Origin of the sequence: Thermobacillus sp. ZCTH02-B1 (assembly GCF_002159085.1) — a bacterium.
GTDB lineage: Bacteria > Bacillota > Bacilli > Paenibacillales > Paenibacillaceae > Thermobacillus.
Genome location: NZ_LZRU01000030.1, coordinates 65,964 through 82,849 on the forward strand (window position 1 = coordinate 65,964; position 16,886 = coordinate 82,849).

Annotated in this window: 17 protein-coding genes; 1 reads left to right on the top strand and 16 read right to left on the bottom strand. The window is 63.4% G+C overall.

The window, feature by feature from the left end; all coding sequences use genetic code 11:
- Positions 1-18: 18 nt before the first annotated feature.
- The 16 genes from A9Z00_RS12185 to A9Z00_RS12260 form a co-directional block, all read right to left on the bottom strand.
- A complete protein-coding gene (locus tag A9Z00_RS12185; protein WP_296977738.1) occupies positions 19-1,020 on the bottom strand; it encodes a TadE/TadG family type IV pilus assembly protein in 1,002 nt (333 codons plus the stop codon).
- Positions 1,001-3,391 (bottom strand): prolipoprotein diacylglyceryl transferase, encoded by a 2,391-nt coding sequence (locus A9Z00_RS12190; protein ID WP_296977741.1) that lies wholly within the window; start codon positions 3,389-3,391, stop codon positions 1,001-1,003. Before A9Z00_RS12190 ends, A9Z00_RS12185 begins: the two co-directional genes overlap by 20 nt.
- Positions 3,388-4,122 (bottom strand): TadE family protein, encoded by a 735-nt coding sequence (locus A9Z00_RS12195; protein ID WP_367189526.1) that lies wholly within the window; start codon positions 4,120-4,122, stop codon positions 3,388-3,390. The genes A9Z00_RS12190 and A9Z00_RS12195 overlap by 4 nt, the downstream gene beginning before the upstream one ends.
- Positions 4,073-4,306 (bottom strand): Flp1 family type IVb pilin, encoded by a 234-nt coding sequence (locus A9Z00_RS12200; RefSeq protein ID WP_296977743.1) that lies wholly within the window; start codon positions 4,304-4,306, stop codon positions 4,073-4,075. The genes A9Z00_RS12195 and A9Z00_RS12200 overlap by 50 nt, the downstream gene beginning before the upstream one ends.
- Positions 4,307-4,344: 38 nt before the next feature.
- Complete coding sequence (locus A9Z00_RS12205; protein WP_296977746.1) at positions 4,345-5,205, bottom strand: type II secretion system F family protein; 861 nt, start codon at positions 5,203-5,205, stop codon at positions 4,345-4,347.
- Between the two features lie 16 nt (positions 5,206-5,221).
- On the bottom strand, positions 5,222-6,046 hold the full coding sequence (locus tag A9Z00_RS12210) for a type II secretion system F family protein (RefSeq protein WP_296977749.1): 825 nt from the start codon (positions 6,044-6,046) through the stop codon (positions 5,222-5,224).
- The gene (locus tag A9Z00_RS12215) at positions 6,039-7,352 is read right to left on the bottom strand and encodes a TadA family conjugal transfer-associated ATPase (RefSeq protein WP_296977752.1); all 1,314 of its coding nucleotides are present in this window, start codon (positions 7,350-7,352) and stop codon (positions 6,039-6,041) included. Before A9Z00_RS12215 ends, A9Z00_RS12210 begins: the two co-directional genes overlap by 8 nt.
- Positions 7,288-8,463, bottom strand: coding sequence for a CpaE/TadZ family protein (locus A9Z00_RS12220; protein ID WP_296977754.1), 1,176 nt, complete (start codon positions 8,461-8,463; stop codon positions 7,288-7,290). The genes A9Z00_RS12215 and A9Z00_RS12220 overlap by 65 nt, the downstream gene beginning before the upstream one ends.
- Before the next feature lie 235 nt (positions 8,464-8,698).
- Positions 8,699-9,166 (bottom strand): GNAT family N-acetyltransferase, encoded by a 468-nt coding sequence (locus tag A9Z00_RS12225; protein WP_296977757.1) that lies wholly within the window; start codon positions 9,164-9,166, stop codon positions 8,699-8,701.
- Positions 9,167-9,196: 30 nt separating this feature from the next.
- Positions 9,197-9,883 (bottom strand): DUF2461 domain-containing protein, encoded by a 687-nt coding sequence (locus A9Z00_RS12230; RefSeq protein WP_296977762.1) that lies wholly within the window; start codon positions 9,881-9,883, stop codon positions 9,197-9,199.
- Between the two features lie 266 nt (positions 9,884-10,149).
- Positions 10,150-10,266 carry a sporulation protein YjcZ gene (locus A9Z00_RS12235; RefSeq protein ID WP_296977764.1) on the bottom strand — a complete coding sequence of 39 codons (117 nt, stop codon included), beginning with the start codon at positions 10,264-10,266 and terminating at the stop codon, positions 10,150-10,152.
- Between the two features lie 129 nt (positions 10,267-10,395).
- The gene (locus A9Z00_RS12240; protein WP_296977767.1) at positions 10,396-10,707 is read right to left on the bottom strand and encodes a hypothetical protein; all 312 of its coding nucleotides are present in this window, start codon (positions 10,705-10,707) and stop codon (positions 10,396-10,398) included.
- A 146-nt stretch (positions 10,708-10,853) separates the two neighbouring features.
- Positions 10,854-12,323, bottom strand: coding sequence for a glycoside hydrolase family 32 protein (locus A9Z00_RS12245; protein ID WP_296977769.1), 1,470 nt, complete (start codon positions 12,321-12,323; stop codon positions 10,854-10,856).
- Positions 12,324-12,361: 38 nt separating this feature from the next.
- The gene (locus tag A9Z00_RS12250; protein WP_296977772.1) at positions 12,362-13,195 is read right to left on the bottom strand and encodes a carbohydrate ABC transporter permease; all 834 of its coding nucleotides are present in this window, start codon (positions 13,193-13,195) and stop codon (positions 12,362-12,364) included.
- A complete protein-coding gene (locus tag A9Z00_RS12255) occupies positions 13,192-14,073 on the bottom strand; it encodes a carbohydrate ABC transporter permease (protein WP_296977775.1) in 882 nt (293 codons plus the stop codon). Before A9Z00_RS12255 ends, A9Z00_RS12250 begins: the two co-directional genes overlap by 4 nt.
- 58 nt (positions 14,074-14,131) lie before the next feature.
- Complete coding sequence (locus A9Z00_RS12260) at positions 14,132-15,517, bottom strand: extracellular solute-binding protein (protein ID WP_296977778.1); 1,386 nt, start codon at positions 15,515-15,517, stop codon at positions 14,132-14,134.
- A 251-nt stretch (positions 15,518-15,768) separates the two neighbouring features.
- Here A9Z00_RS12260 and A9Z00_RS12265 point away from each other — a divergent pair, with 251 nt between their 5' ends.
- Positions 15,769-16,767 (top strand): LacI family DNA-binding transcriptional regulator, encoded by a 999-nt coding sequence (locus A9Z00_RS12265; protein WP_296977781.1) that lies wholly within the window; start codon positions 15,769-15,771, stop codon positions 16,765-16,767.
- The last annotated feature ends 119 nt before the right edge of the window (positions 16,768-16,886 follow it).

A 16,886-nucleotide genomic window follows, 5' to 3' on the forward strand; every position in this document is an offset into this window, starting at 1 on the left:
CTTCACGGCGACACTCCGTCAGGATTCCTCGCCGCCCGCCTTCCGCACGACAAAATAACGGTGCGCCCTCGCGCCGTCCTCCGAAGTCACCTCGAGCTCCCACGTGCCGGGCGTCGTGTTGCCGGACACGTGCCACTCCCATGTGACGAGCCCGTGCTCATCCGTCATTTTCTCACCGAGATGTTTCGCCTGGCTCTTGCCGCTCTTGTACCAGACCGTGAGATTCAGCTTCGCGTTCGGCGCCCCGAGCGCGGTCAGCCTCGCCTTCCGGCCCGGCCGAAGCGGCGACGGCTCGATTGACAAGATGACGATGCCGCCGGGCCCGTCTTCCCCCTCCGGATGGATCCGCGCCGGCACCGGATCGGCGATCCAGGCGCGCTCTTCGGCGTCCGCCGACAGCGTCACATGCGAACGGGTAAAAGGCAGCCCGAGCGGAACATCATAGGTCAGCCGGATCCGGAAATACGCCTCGCCGCCGCCCGACAAATCGGGCAGCCTGAGCCGGGTGATCCGGATGCGTCCGGGATCGAGCGCCGACTCCGCGGCAAGCTCGCGGATCAGCGGACCGAAGACGGCCTCCCCGATCGGCGCCGAAGCGATGTCGGCCGCTTCCTCCCAATCCCCCCTCAGCGCCGCTTCGAGCAACGGACCCGCCGGTTCCGGCAAATGTCCCGCCAGTTCGGCCGCCAGTTCCGGAAATCCGGGCTGCGGGCTTCGATCGCCGGATGGCCCGAACGGGTTCCCGGACTGTCCGGTCCGGTCTCCGGCCCCCGCTCCGTCCGCCTCCGCTGCCGGGTGTCCCGCTGCGGACCGGACGGCAAGCTGGACCGGGTGGATGTGCGCCGCCGTCAGCCGGGCGATCTGCGCCGCCGCATCCTGCAGCGCCATCTGCGTCATCGCCAGCCGGATGACCGCAATCAGCAGGATGAATACCATCAGGAAGACCGGCATGACCAGCGCGGCCTCGACCGTGACGCCGCCCTTCGCATCCCGCGCGGGCTCAATACGACGATCCGACAACCACCGTCGTCTCATAGCGGCCGTCCACAACCCTTCCTTCCAACATGCCTCCGCCGGCGATCCCCTTCATCACCCCGGGCAGAAACCACAGGTTGACCGATACGTCCGCGCGCCCGGTGAGCGCGACCGGCATGGCGGCCAACCGGTAGCCGGTATCATGCTCGATCAGTGCGGTGATGCGGGCCAGCTTCTCCGCCTTGCTGCCGTGAAGCAGCAGAAACAGGCGCAGATAGTCCCGGTAGGCGATGGCGATCGGCAGCCATTTCGACAGTTCCGTCTTGCCGGTCCGGACCAGCTCGACCATGTCGTTCAGGGCGTGCTCGAAGCTGTACGCCACAGCGGCGGCGAACACCACCAGCGGATGGCCGAGTGCGCGGCACTCGACGAATCCCTCCGCCAGGCGGATGGCGACGCGGACGGCGAAAATCTCCGCATGGGCGGCGGCGATGTTCCCCGCCGGGTTGTGAAAGCCGTACAGGATATACTCCACTTCCTGATGGGAGACGGTCAGCGGCAAATGCCCGTCGCCGCCGTCCGATCCGTCCGCCGTCGTGTCCGACGATTGCGTCGTGCGCAAGACAAGATCGTACAAATGCCGCGGATCCCAATGATCGAAACGCTGGACCGCATATTCGTTCAGATAGACCTCATCCCGAAAACTCGCCGCCAAACCGTCAAGCATGCCGAACAGGCCTGCGGCCTTGTGCGACGCCTCCTTGGCGTATTTTCCGGATTTGTCGTCCGGACCGCCGACCGTCCCGCCGCCGGACGGCGCGGCCCCGTTGAGCGCCAGGCTCGCCTCGTACCGCTTTCGGAGCTGCCCGAACTCCCGCTCCGCCTCCCCGTCGGACGAAAGCCGCGATAGCCGCTTCAGCAGTTCAGCGGCCTCAACGCGCTTCGCCTCGGACCGGCGTTCATATTCCCGGCGCTGTTCATCCGCCGCGGCGAGTTCCGCAACGGCACGGCCGCGCGCCGCGATGACGCCGCCGGAGCCGGAACCGTCTTCCCCGATATACGCCGCGGCATAGGCCCGATACGCGTCACGCAGCCGGTCGAAGGCGGCTCCGAGCGGCGCCGCATGCCGTTGATCCGGGCTCGCGAGCGCCTGCGCGACGGCCGAACCGAACCGGTCCGCCCGCTCCCGGAGGGCGGCTGCGCCGGCATCCTGGCCGGACAGCTCCCGGAGGTAGTCGTCGAACCATTCCGCGTCCAGCACGAGCCGGGACGCATCTTCCAGCAGGGAACGGATCACGACGGAAGCGTCCGGCTCCCCGGCTCCCCCGGACGATGCACCGCCCCCGTCTCCGGCTCCGGCCTGCCGGGCTTCGCGCAGGACGTCGGCCATTCGCTCGTTGTCGGCCGCGGCGGCCTGAACCGCCTGCCTGGCGGCGGCTATGGCGTCCGCGTGGACGGTTGCGGCCATGCTGGACGCGTCGGCCAATGCGGCCGCCGTCTCCCGGGCGGATTGCTCATACGCCGCGATCTCGGCCGCATAGCTCGGCCCGAGATCGGGCGGCGGAATGTCCGGCGGGGACTCGCATGCGGGATCCGCCGCACGCTCCGCATCATTGCCGGAACGCCCCGGCTTCGCTCCGCAAGCGGCCTCCCACCGCCTCCTCTCTTCCTCGACCCGGCGCCGCCATTCCGCCTCCTTCGCCCTGCGTTCCGCCTCCGCCCGGACCCAGCCGACATATGGTTCGTATCCGGCAGCTGCATCCTCCGCGGTGCCTCCGCTGCCGGCACCCGGCGGATAAGGAATCCGGGCCGCCAGTCCCGACGCCGCGACGGCTTCGGCCGCTTCCCGCTGGCGCCGCACCGCCTCTTCCAGATGGCGCTGGCGGCTGTCGAACAATTCCTGCAGCTGCAGCATCGCATTTGCGGCATGCGCGGTCTCCCGGAGGGCCGGAGCGACGCCCCTGAACCGCTCGACGATTTCCAGCGTGAAATCGATCGGCGCCTTGTATTTCATTTCTTCGAGAATCTGCCGCTCGAGGACGGCATGGAGCCCGAGCGTATCCCCCGGTGACACCTCCGCATGCGTGACGTCCGTCCGCAGCAGCTTCAGTCCCCGGTCCGGATGGTCCGGCTCCAGGGCGGACGATATGACGCGGCGGAATATTTCCCCGCCGTCCGAACCGCCCCGCGCGAACAGGCCGTAGCGTTCGTACAGCGTGCCGTCGTAGGCGGACAGCGCAGAGCGGACGCCGGAGTAGACGGCGGTCTCCGCCAGCCGCTCGAAGGCGGCGATGCGCGCGAAATCGATCAGCACCGCCACGAACAGGAACAGCGCGGCCGTAATGCCGATCAGAAACACGTTGACCGATCCGTCCCGGCTGTCCCAGAGCGTCCGTCCGGCGAACCGACGCTTCATCCGCTGCCCCCCTCCCGGCCCGACCGTACCTTCAAAATGCCGCCGGCCTTCTTCCGCTGCTCCTCCCCGTCCGTTCCGGCTCCGAACCGCTGCGCATAGTAACGCGCGAGATCGACGATGCGGATCAGCTCGACCGGATCGGTGACCGGCGCGGCGGCGGAAGCGCGGATCCCCGCAATTCCGGTAAGACGCGCGGCCCCCGGCGGGATGTCGAAGGTCTGGAGTTCCACGGAGACCCGCTTCAACAGCAGATGGCGGCGGTACACCGCCCGGCCGTCGTATTTGCCGGGCACGCGCCCCGCCCCTTTCAGCAGTTTGCCGGTCATCAGGTCTCCCCCGTTTTCCGCTCCCATTGCCGGCAAATCGACCGCGGCGTCCTCCGACTCGCCGGCCTCCATGCCGAAGATGGACTGCAACAACCGGTCGTCGGTGAGCCGCCAGTACAGCGGATCGTAACGCCCGGTCGGGGCGATGCCGGTGACGGGATCACGGTGGCTGTTGTCCCAGCGGAAGGCCGCCCGCTCCGCCGCGGCGGAAGCCGCATGGTAGAGCAGCACCCGCTCGTGGATGATCATCGCCCCGAACAGCAGCGCCAGCACCGCCAGAAACACCGCCGGGAAGACGATCGCGGACTCGACCGCGGCGCTGCCGGATGCATCGTCGAGAATAAACCGGCGGCGCTTATTTCGATCCGGGGAAGTGCTTATTGGCGTCATAGTTGAAAATGTCATTTGCTTCCGTCTCCGCCCTGCCCATCAACGTCTTCACCAGATCGATCAAATATTCCCTGAAAATGATTGCCACGATGATGACAACGGCGATGATCATGATCAGTTCCACCACGCCCGCGCCGTCCTCGTCGCGGAGCAATTTCGCAATTCCGCGGCGCGGCGCATTCCGGTACGGCATCAGCATCAGCGCATCCCTCCTGCAAACCCGTGGATTCAACCGATTCACCGGAAACCAAGGATTGCCGGCGATCCGATGATCACCATCAGCACGAAAAAAATGAGCGTGAGCGGCAGCGACAGCTTCGAAACCGCTTCCTCTCCCCTGATCCTGGCGAGGCTCTTGCGCTTCTCCCACAGGCTGAACGACAGCTCCCTAAGCGCGTGGACGAAATCGGATCCGCCCTTCCGGTACTGGAGCAGCAGGGCCGAAGTCAGGACGGACGCCTCCTGGACACCGAGCCGCCGGGCGAACCCGTCCATCGCGATCTGGAACGGTTCGCCGTTCCGGACCGCGTGCATCGCCCGCTTCAGTTCCCGATACAGCGGATGACCGTCCGCGCCTTCCGTGGCACACCGATGCAGCGCGTTCTGCAGCGATTCGCCGGCACCGACGAGCAGCATCAGCACGGAGAGCAGCTCCGGCAGTTCCCGCAGCACGGCCCGGCGTCGCTCCTCGACCCGCTGCCTGAGCGCCCGGACGCGCGACACCGGCAGGAGCAATGCCGCGAGCAGCCCGACCGGCAACACTTCCGCCGTGCCGGAGGCGAGCGCCAGCACCGCCGTCAGACCGGCCGCCGCCATGCCCGATCCGACCGCGTGCGCGAGATACCGACGCGATTCCGCGGGCGCCGGCGGCCTGTCCGCCAGCCGCTGCAGGTCGGCATGCACGGACGCCAGCAGCGTCTGGACCGGGGCGAACCGGCCGGCCCAACCGATCAGGAACCGGTCGGCCGGTTCGGCGAGCAACAGTTCCCGCCAGTCCGCCGGACGTCCGCTCCGCCGCGCCTTCCGCAAAGCCGGCATCAGCGCTCCCGCCGTAACGGACAGCCAGCCTCCGGCGATGAGCATCGCCAGGAAGAACACGTTCCCCTCACCTCCTTCACACGTCGATCGACATGATCTTGCGGATGAGCCAGGCGCAGCCCGCCAGCGCCGCGAGGCCGCCGGTCAGGATCAGGTACCCCGCGGCGCTGCCGTAGAGCGGCGCCATGTATTCCGGCGCCATCGCGGTCAGCATGAGGACGAACGCGAACGGGGCGGCCATCATGAGCCGGGACTCGAAGCGTTTGCCGGCGGTCATGACCGCGATCTCCCGCTCGACCTCCATCTTCTCCCCGAGCAGCGCGGCGGAGCTGCGGACGATGGCGGCCATGTCACCGCCCGTCCGCTTCGCGACGGCGATCACGTCGGCGAGGCGGGCGGCCTCCCCCAGCCGCGCGCGGGACGCGAACCGGCGGAGCCCGTCCTCCGGCCGCTCCCCGTTGACGAGGCCGATCCGGATCAACTCGAATTCGCGCCGGATCGGGGTCTTCGGGTCCGGGTACAGAACCTTCAATTCGTCCGGCACCGACAGCAGCGCGTTCTCGACGGAACGGCCGGCCGAGAGCGACGTGACGAGACAGTGCAGCGCCTCCTTGAACTGCTCCCGCAGCAACCGGCGCCGCCGGTTCTCGAGCTCCCGCTCGACCGCGGCCGGGGCGAACAGGCCGAGCGGCGCGAACAGCAGCCCGGCCCAGAGGGACTGATAGTACAGTCCCGCCAGCAGGCCGACCGCCGCCATGCCGGCGGCCGCGGCGGCGGCCTTCGGCCATCCCGTCAGCCGGACCGCCGTCACCGGACGCTCTTCGCTCTTCTTCCCGCGGGAACCGGGCCGCTTCCGTTCCCGCAGCGCTTCGGGATTGGCCGGCCGTGCGGCGTTACGCATACCGACCGGCCTCCTCCCGGAAAGCGCCCTCCCTTTCCCGATTCCCGCCGTCCGGCTCCCGGGCGCCGCGCGACGGATCGGCGACGCCCGCCAACCGCAGCTTGTGGGCGCGGACGAGCCGGTTGCCCGTCCAGACCAGTTCACCCGCCTCGATCCGCCCGTCGCCGTCCTCCCCGTTCGCCACGCCCGCCCGGCGCCTGAACAGCACGTTCAGCTCATAGTCCCCGTTCCGGACGCCTCCCAGCTCCGTGATCTCCGCGACGCACCGCCTCCCGTCGGCGAGCCGGGTGAGGTGGATCAGGAGATCGATGCCCGAGGCGATCTGGTGCCGGATGACCGGAAGCGGCAGCTCCGCCTGGGACAACACCATCGATTCGAGCCTGGACAGCATGTCGCGCGGGCTGTTGCCGTGCCCGGTCGACATCGACCCGTCGTGCCCGGTGTTCATCGCCTGCAGCATGTCGATCGCCTCGCCGCCGCGCACCTCGCCGACGATGATCCGGTCGGGCCGCATGCGGAGCGAAGCCTTCACGAGGGCGCGGATCGGAATCTCGCCCTTCCCGTCCGGGTTGGCGTTGCGCGTCTCGAGCGAGACGAGGTTCGGCATCGAGATTTGCAGCTCGGCGGAATCCTCGATCGTGACGATCCGCTCGTCCGCAGGGATGCATTGGGCGAGCGCGTTCAGGAAGGTCGTCTTCCCCGTCCCGGTGCCGCCGCAGACGAACACGTTATATTTCGCCCGCACCAGCCGGGAGAGCCAGTCCGCCGCCTCCGCCGTCAGCGATCCGCGGGCGACGAGATCGTCCAATGACATCGGACGCTCGGGGAACTTCCGGATCGTGACCGTCGGTCCGCGGATCGACACCGGCGGCAGCACCACGTGAACCCGGGAGCCGTCGGCCAGCCGCGCATCGACGATCGGATTCGATTCGTTCACGGCGCGGTTGACGCTGCCGACGATCGTCTGGATGAGCTCCTCCAGCCGCTCGCGGCTCTCGAACGCGCCCGGATGGCGCTCGATGCGGCCGTTCCGCTCGACGAAGATGTTCTCGTGTCCGTTGATCATGATCTCCGTCACGGTCGGATCGTCCATGAGCGGCTGCAGCAGGTCGAGCCCGCGGAAGGCGTGGAACAGCCTGCGGACCGCCCGGTGCTTGTCCGCGGCGGTAAGCGGCTTGTCGCGGGCCCATTCGAAGACGACCGATTCGATGATGCCCGTCAGCCGTTCGTCGCTCAGTTCCTCATGCAAATCGATCCTGCTTCGGACCCGTTCCCGCAGCAAGCGCACCTCGCGTTCCCCGATCATCCGGCATCCCTCCTTCCGGCCTCCATCCGGCGGCGGCGAGGAGAGCGAGGCATGCGGCCTGCAGTTCGGGCGATCCGGCCGCCTCTTCCGGCCGACCGGCGCCGCGCAGCCGCGGCACTTCCGGAATCCCGGCAACCAAGCGAAGCCCGGCCGCGCCCCGGGCTGAACCGCTCCGGCCGGCATGGGCCGCCACCATACGGATGCGCGGTTCAATCTCCGCCATCCGCTTCGGTTCCCGGCGCCGGAAAAATTCGAGCGCCGCCTCGGATTTGCCCCGGCCGGACGGGTGATCCGGCACGAGCCAGAAAATCGCATCGGAACGGGCGAATGCCTCGAGATGGGCCGCGGTCGGCGCCGACCCGAGATCGACGACGACCACGCCGTAGTCCCGGCAGCCCGCCACGGTCCGGATCAGTCCGTCCGCCGCTTCCGGGCCGAGGTCCAGCTTCTCCTCCGGCGGACAACCGCCGGGGAACCGGTCGATGCCCAGCGCCGCGTCATGCTTCCGCACCCGCCCGAACACGGCCGCCGCTTCCTCCGGTCGCGCCTGCAGGGTGTACAACAGCTCCGGCAGGCCGCCTGCCGGTTCCGCTTTGCCGCCTGCAATGCCGCCGAACGGATCGAGATCGAGATAGAACGCGCCCGCGCCCGACTTCGCCGCAAGATGCGCCATGCAGAGCGCCGTCGTCGTCACGCCGCTGCCGCCCGACGGCGAATAAACCGCCGCGACCAGCGGCCCCGTTTCGCCGGCCGGGGCGCGCGGCAGCCCGTGCCCGGCGCGTAGGGTCTCCAACTGCCGGATCAGATTCGGCACCGGCTGAAACTGCAAGACTTCCGGCAGCCCGGATTCCGGCCCCGCTTCGCCGGTCCGCCTGACCAGCAGCGCGATCGGAACGCCCGGCCTGAGCCCGGACGCCGCCTCCGCGAACTCCGGCGCGACGAGCAGCAGATCCGCGGGATACCCCGCCTTCAGGTATTGCCGCAGCGCTTCTTCCGTCGAGAAGCCGGTCACCCGCCAATCGCGGCCGTACGGCGACGACCGCACGTAGTCGGCCAGCCTCCGCACATAGTCCGCCTCCCGCGCCGCGACGCACAGATGGATCGGCATCATGCCGCCACTTCCCACCTCCGCCAACGAAAAAAGCACCGCACGCGGGGACAACACGCCGTTGTCCCGACGCGAACGGTGCTTCCGTTCGTCCAGACTGATGGAGTTGGTTTGCCATTTATGCTAGCACAACCGTTTTGAGTTTGTCAATTCTTTCCTTCCATCACAACCGCCGTTTCCGATTCCGCCAGCCCGGGCGCCAGATTCGCTGAGGCACGCATTCACTTGGTTAAAAAGATCAGGTCTCCACTTTTTCCAACATGATCATATCCATGGCCCTGATTCCATTCTCCCAAATTTCGGACGGATAATCCAGGAAAAAATCTTTCCTGATTGCAAACATTCTGAATCCAAGCTTCTGGTAAAAAGCAAGATTGCCAATACTTGAATTCGCCGTTCCCACAATAAAACGCTTGAACCCTTTTTCCCTGTAAATTTGCATCGCCTTTGTAACCAATAATTTTCCAAGTCCTTTCCCCCGATGCTCCGGGGTGATGGCAACATTTTTCATTTCCACCGTACCATCATTCCATGCAAGCATCACGATAACGCCAACCGTTTCGGAGGATGCATCAACGAGATAATACAGATCCCCCTTCCCCAGGTATTTTCGGATCATTTCCTCTGACTCGTCGGCAAGCAGCAGCAGCGGCACAAATCGCTGCTTTTCCTGCTCATCCTTGGCCTGCAGCAGACGGTAATTCACTTAACATCCCCCTTGAAAGATGCACTCCTGTCAGCCGGCCCGCATCCTCAGCTTCCAGAACGCATGGTACAGATCGCCGAGCATCGTGAAACCGGCCGCCAGCTCGTCCGCGAGCTTCGGCGAGAACAGCAGTTCGTCGATTTCCCGGTTGCAGGCAAGGTAGATGTTCTTGCGCTGGTACCACTCGAGGACGGATGCGGGCTTGTCCGGGTCGAGCACCCGCTTGTAGCACTCGCCTTCGATGGCGAACGTCTTCTGCCGTCCGTAGAACGCCGTCACGCGGCGGAAATCGTCCGGCTCCTCGTCGATCCATTCGCGCAGCTTGTCCATCGTATCCTTCGACGCGGAGTAGAACCCCATCCCGTACCGATATCCGTCCGTCCGGAGCTCGAAGAAGAACGCGGGCGCGTCCGTCCATTCCCCCGCACGGCGCTTGAACGTAATCCACATCGCGTCGCGGAACGGCGATTTGTCCCGCGAAAAGCGCGTGTCGCGGTGAATGCGGGAGATCGTCTTGCCCACGGCGGGCCGCGTCTCGAACTCCGGATCGATCGTCAGCATCACGCCGCTCAGGTCCGCGACGAGATCGCGCATCGGCTCGAGCAACTCCCGCTCGTAGACCGGCCGGTTCCGCTCGAACCATTCCTTCGCATTGTTCTCCCTCAAGTCGCGCAGAAATTGAATCGTCCGTTCGGTGAAACCGCGAAAAGCCCCCATCATGCTTCCTCCCCGTCATCAGGATCGGGCCCTCTTGTCACGATGCCCGACCGCAATCCGGTTCGCCTCCGAAACACGAACATATGATCGCATTCCGTATGCATCCAAATATATCCGATGTAATCTTTTTCATCAAGTGTTTATTTTCGGTTTTCTCCAACATGAAAAGCGCCGCCCGTGCGGCCGCCCCAATTCCAGGTCCGCACGAACGGCGCTCGCTCCCGGCATCCGCTTCGCCGGAGGGTGTGTCCGCGGATCTCCGGTCGTTACACGAACCAGCCACGAAGCACGATGACCAGCAGGATGAAGAGGACGAGGATCACGCCCGTGCTCGTGTACAGGCCGTGCCCGCAGTACCCGCCATGCGCGACAGGGTAACCCATCCGCTTGCACCTCCTTCCGGTCGGACTGCGTTATCCTATGCACCCGTCCCTCCGGCATTATGGGCAGAACAACAAAATAGGCAGACGCATCCCGCGCCTGCCGATTCGCCCGATCCAACCGTCCGGCCGTTACCACCAGAACCCGCCGCCGAAGGGCCCGCCAAACGGACCAAAGCCGCCGTAGAACGGACCGCCAAAGCCACCGTAGAACGGTCCGCCGAAGCCGCCAAACCCGTACAGCGACTCGCCGATCGCCAGCAGATCGAACAGCGCAAGCGGCAGAATGCCCTTTACCCGCGCCTTCTTGCCGCGCGGCTGCTCAAGCACCAGCCGGTTGCCGCGGATCGCGACCAGCTTGCCGGAGACGACCGATCCGTCCTTCCTCAGCGCGTAAATTTTCTTTCCCACCAGCTTCCGCGCCTGATCTCTCGTAACCGCCATGCTCATCCCGCCTCCTTCCCGGATGTCGCGGCCTCGGCCGCGCTACCACACCGTATGCGGCCGCGGCGGGATGCGCGTGGACAACGGTGTACAAGCACGAAAAATGCGCGCCGGCCCGAAAGCCGGCGCGCGGCGAACGCACTCCCTCATGATGGTCGGCTTGTATCCCGGCCCGGCGGCCGAAAGGCGAAGCTTTCCAGCCGGCGCAGCCTGACGGGCCGCGCGGCCGAGACCTTCGACACGAATCCTTTGGGCGCATAGGAGGTCAGGGAAAACACCTGTTCGCCGCCGTTGACGAACAATTCCAGCGAGTACAGGTCGACGAACAGTTCAAGCGCGAGCCCTCCGTCCGTCGAAACATCCAGCCGCCCCGGCTCGCCGTCTTCATAATCGTTCCGAACGGCGATTTGCCCCGCCGCCGCGTCCACTTCCACCCGGATCGCCCGCCCGTCCTTCTCCTGCAGGCGGAATTCCAGGACATTCCCCTTCAATTCCTCCGCTTCCGCCCTGTCCAGTTCGAGCAGGATGCGGCCGGAGCCGGACGTAAGCAGCACGGGCGCCCGACCGGGAGCGAGCTCCGCTTCGCCGGAATGAACCGGAGCAAAATACTCCCCGTTCGGCAGGAACGGCTGCTGCAGCAGCTTCGCGCCTTCAACCCGCAGCCTTCTCGGGATCGTCATCATGCCGTTGAATTCGAAGCCGTCGGGCAGCCCGCCTTGCCGCCAACTCTGCATCCAGCCGATCAGCAGGCGCTCCCCGCCGGGACCCGCGGTCGTCTGCGGAGCATAGAAGCTCGGTCCCCGGTCCAGCACGCCACGGGCTTCCGGCTCAAATCTTCCCGTGCCGAAATCCAGCCTGCCGACCGCATAGGCCACATGGTTCTCCACCTGGTCGGCATACTCGGGATCGCACGGCATGACGGAGAAGATCAGCACGTCCTTGCCGTCCAGATGGAAGAAGTCCGGACATTCCAGCAGCAGGTTCTGCGCTTCCTCCGTCCGGTAGACGGAAGAATGAAAGCGCCAATGGACCAGATCCTCCGATCTGAACATCACGATCTCGCCGCGCCGCTGCTCGTTGCGCACCGCGAGCACGCAATAGTAATGGCCGTCCGCTTCCCTCCACACCTTCGGGTCCCGGAAATCGCACGGCATGTAACGGTCCGGCAGTTCGCGTTCGCCGATGACGGGATTGGCGGGATGCTTCTCGAAATGAATCCCGTCTTCCGATACGGCGAGGCATTGCCGCTGGATGACCCGGCCGTCTTCCCCGGTCACATGCCCGGTATACATCAGATACAGCATGCCGTCCTTCTCGACGGCGCTCCCCGAGAAGCAGCCGTTCGCATCATACCACCGGTCATTCGCGAGCGCGACCGGCTTGTAATCCCACCGGATGAAATCCTTCGTGGCCGCGTGGCCCCAATGGATGTCACGCCAGACCGTGGAATACGGATTGTATTGGTAGAAGAGATGATACTCGCCGTTGTAATGGATGAAGCCGTTCGGATCGTTGATCCATCCGATTTCCGCCGCGAAGTGATAATGCGGACGGTTGGTGACGCGATGCTTGTTCTCGCGGATATACCGGTTTGCCGCTTCCAGTCTGGACAGCATGATTCACCCACTCCAATTCTGGTCCGGTACGGCGCCGGTTATTTGATCCCGGCCCGTATGGCCCCTTCGATGATATATCTTTGAAACACGGCATAGAGCACGATGATGGGAAGGGTCACGATGGTCAGGGCCGCCATCATGTGGCTGGTGAAAATCTTGTACGTGTCGCTGAAAATCGCGTTGAGCGCCACTTGAACGGGCATGAGATCCGACTTCGTGATCGCCATGACCGGCCACAGAAAGTCGTTCCAGGAACCGAGAAAGGTCAGGATCCCCACCGTCACGAACATCGGCACGCTGGACGGAACGACGATCCGCCAGTAGCTTCCGAACTCCGTCAGGCCGTCCACCTTCGCCGCTTCGATGAGCTCTCCGGGGAAGGACAGGAAGTGCTGCCTGAACAGGAAGATGTTCATCACATTGACGAAGAACGGGATCAGATAGCCCGCCAGCGTATTGATCATGCCGAGCTCGTGCACGACCAGATACAGCGGCAGGATGATCGCCTCGATGGGCACGATCATGAGCGCGATAATGAACAGCAGGATGGCGTTCTTGAACGGAAAATGAAACCGGGCCAGCGCGTACCCCGCCAGCGAGTTGATGGTCAGTCCCGCGAGCACCGTGACGGACGCGTAGATCAGGCTGTTGAGCACGTTCCGGAACACGTTGTACATGGACAGCAGTTCGCGATAGGATTTCAGGGTCAAATCCTCAAACCTCGGCACCACGGCATAGATGGTCGAGATGTCGCGGTAGATGACGCTGTCGATCTTGAACGACGACAGAATCATCCACACCATGGGCACGAGAAATTGCAGCGCGATCAGCGAAGCCGCAACATAAAATATCGTTCGATTGATGATCTTCACGCTTTTTCCTCCCGGAAAAGCTTCTTGATGAGGACCGAGACGACGATGAGGAAAATGGTGAATACCACGGTGATCGCGCTGACATATCCGATGTTCCGGTGCCTGTAGCCGTACTCGTAAATGTATTGCAGAATCGTCATCGTGGAGTAATCCGGTCCGCCGCCCGTCATGACCATGGGCTGGACGATGAGCTTGAACGCCTGGATCGTGGTGGTGATGACGAGAAACATCGTGATCGGCTTCAGGCCCGGCAGCGTGATGTACCAGAATTTCCTCAGCGGACCGCAGCCGTCGAGCTCCGCCGCCTCGTACTGGCTGGTTTCAATGTTCGAGAGCCCTGCAAGGAAAATCATCATCTGATATCCGCAGCCCGACCACGCCGAGATGACGACGATCGTGTACATGGCCTGCGACGGGCTGGTCAGGAAGGGCTGGGGCGAGAGCCCCAGCGCCATCAGAATCTCGTTGATCAGCCCGTTATTGGGATTGAGCAGCGTCGTCCACAAAATGGAAATCACGACCAGCGACAGTACGGCCGGCGAAAAGTAGGCGGTGCGGAAAAATCCCACTCCCCTGACTTTCCGGTTGACGATCAACGCCAGTCCCAGCGCCATCGACAGCTGGAGGGGAACCACGCACACGACGAACTTGACCGTGTTGAAGAACGTTTGGCGGAACAGTTCGTCGGTGAAGATGCGCCGGTAGTTGTCAACCCCGATGAATTCGCGCTCCTGCGGCTTCAGCAGGTAATAGTCCGTAAAGCTGTAGTTGATCGCCTTGCCGATCGGCACGACGATGAACAGCACGGCCAAGAGCAGCGCCAGCGCCAGGAACGCGTATGCCGTGACGACCTCCGACCATTTGTATTGCTTGAACATGCGGCTTTCCCACCCCCGTCAAAGATAGTGGCGAGGATGGAACCTCGCCAGCTACGGGTTATCCTTTTTTGTATTTCGCGAATTCCCGATCGATCTTCTTGACCGCGTCGTCCAGATAGGACTTGATCGTCGCCTCGTCGGTCGCCCTGTTCTGCGCGATCCGGAGCAGGACGTCCTTCGCGAAGGTTTCGGACAGGTACGGATAACCGACGGAGACGGGACGCGCCTTGTTCCGGTTTTGCACCTGGAACTGCATGACTTTCCAGGCTTCGTTGAAATACGGATTGTCCGTGTTGGTGTCGATCACGTCGATCGCGTTGATCCGGGCCGGGATGGAACCGTTCTTCTGGTAATATTCCCGCGAGGCTTCGTCATTGGTCAGCCATTCCATCACCTCGATGACCTGCGGAAGACGGTCTTCGGAAATATTGGCGCTTCTGACGAATGCCCAGCTGCCCGACGGCGTGTACAGCCCGTCATATTGCGCGTTCATCTTCGGATAGCGGAGCGTTCTGTACTTCAGATCGGGATAATTGTTGAATTCGTTGACATACCAGAAGCCGGTGACGGACAGCGCGGCCTGCCCCGAATGGAACGCCTTCTCGGGTTCGGACGCGCTGGCCAGCGGACGATCGCCCGCGAACAATTGGGCGTATTTCGTCATGGCCTCGACCGTTTCGGGAGAGTTCAGCACGCCGTCCACCGTCAGGCCGTCGTCGGCGACGATGTTGGAACCGTTCGACCAGACCAGCGGCGTGAAGTAGTACGTGCCGGTTTCATAAACGCCGCTCGCCACGTCGGTCAGCAGCGTGCTTACGGCCACCGCGTATTTTTCGAAGGCCGGATCGTTGCTGGTCGCGGCGTAATTGTCGATGTCCCGGGCGAGCTCCAGCAGCTGATCCCAGGTCCAGTCTTCGTCGGGACCCGGAATTTTGGCCTTGATCTCCTCCGGCAGCGCGTTGATCATGTCCTCGTTGTACATGATGACGACCGCCGAATCGGTGTAGCCGAGCGCGTACAGTTTCCCGTTCACCGTACCCTGCTGCAGGATCGAGGCGGTGAACCCGTCGGCGAATCCCTCGCTGAGATACGGACCGACCTCGCCGATGACGCCCGCTTCCACATAGGCGGCCACGTCCGGCCCGTCCAGCGTGAAGATGTCGGGCATGTCGCCGGCCGTGATGGCGGCGTTCAGCTTGTCGATGTAGCCCGACCCGGCGCCGGCCCGCGTGATGTTCTCGATGACGACCTGCGGCTTGTCCGGATGCAATTCGTTGTACTTGGCCACGCGGTCGGCGAACATTTTGCCTTCGGGAGTGTCGGCGGACGCCTGCGTCCAGACCACGATCGTATCCTTCTTGTCGTTTTTGCCCCCGCCGCTGCAACCCGCAAGCAGCGTCAGCACCACGAGAGCAGCGAGCAGAACAGCCAGATGCTTTTTCATGTGACCCCTCCGTCTGCGTGATAAATTTGAGAATAAGTGTGAAACCATCGAGAAAAATTTGAGAAAAATATAAGAATACGTATTCTTGAAACCATCATATCCGATGCCAAAATCGCTGTCAACCATGATTTAAAGTCTTAAAAAACAGAGATTTTCGTTTGGAAATCGTATTCTGGTGTTCGATTATTTGAGAATATGCTATCATAGTTTTAGCCATGCGGTACGGAATTATGCACGCTCGGGAGGGCAACGTGAAAAAACGAATCACGATGAAGGAGATCGCCCGGCTGGCCAATGTGTCGCAGGCCACGGTCTCGCGGGTCATCAACGGAAACCCCGATGTCAACGAGGAACTGGCGGCGCGGGTATGGAAGGTGATCGAAGAGGTCGGGTATGTACCGAACCAGACCGCCCAGACCCTGAAGCGCAATCAATCGAAGCTGATCGGGGTCAGCGTGTCCGAAATGTACAACCCGTATTTCGTCGAGCTGGTCGATCATCTGGAGGACAAGGCGCGAAAGCTGGGGTACAATATCATTCTCCACAACGCCAAGCACAATCCGATTCTGGAGTGGGAGAATATCCAGAATTTCCTGACCCGGCAGATTGACGGATGCATCATCGTCCCCGCCGGCAGACACAATCTCGAACGGATCGGCAAACTGCCTGTTCCGGTCGTTTCCATCACGCAGACGGTGGATGCGCTGGACAGCGTGGCCATCGATCACTTCAAGGCGGGAAAACTCGCGGCTCACAGCTTCATCCGGTCCGGCCACACCTCCTTCGCCTACATCGGGAAAGCCGACGACGAGAAATACCTCGGTTTTGCCAGCGGGCTGTACGAGCACCAGCTTCCCGTTTCGGCCGTCCGGGTGCTGGAACTCGAACAGACGTCCAACGATCATTTTCTCGTGCGCCAGGGAATCGAGAAGCACTTCCGGGAGTTCGATGCGTTCCCGTTCACCTGCGTATTTACGGAAAACGACATCATCGCCCTGGAATGCATCAGGCTGGTGGAGGAACGGGGGCTCAAGGTCCCGGAAGACATCAGCGTGATCGGGTTCGACGATACGCTGCTGTCGAAAATCATGGGCATTTCCAGCATCCATCAGCCCATCGAAGAAATGGTGACGACGACACTGGAACTGCTGATCAACCGGATCGAAGGCAAGCTCTCCCCCGACATCGTCAGCATCCAGCTGGAACCGACGCTGATTACGCGCAGAAGCTCCAATCATCGCCGGATATAAAGCGAAAACGGCAGCCGCGGTGCTGCCGTTTCGTTATTTTGGTCATCTATCCGAAGAACAGCACGTTGCAATGCGCTGATCAGTCCGCCGGCGCGTCGAACGGCGGCCTGTTCAGCGTT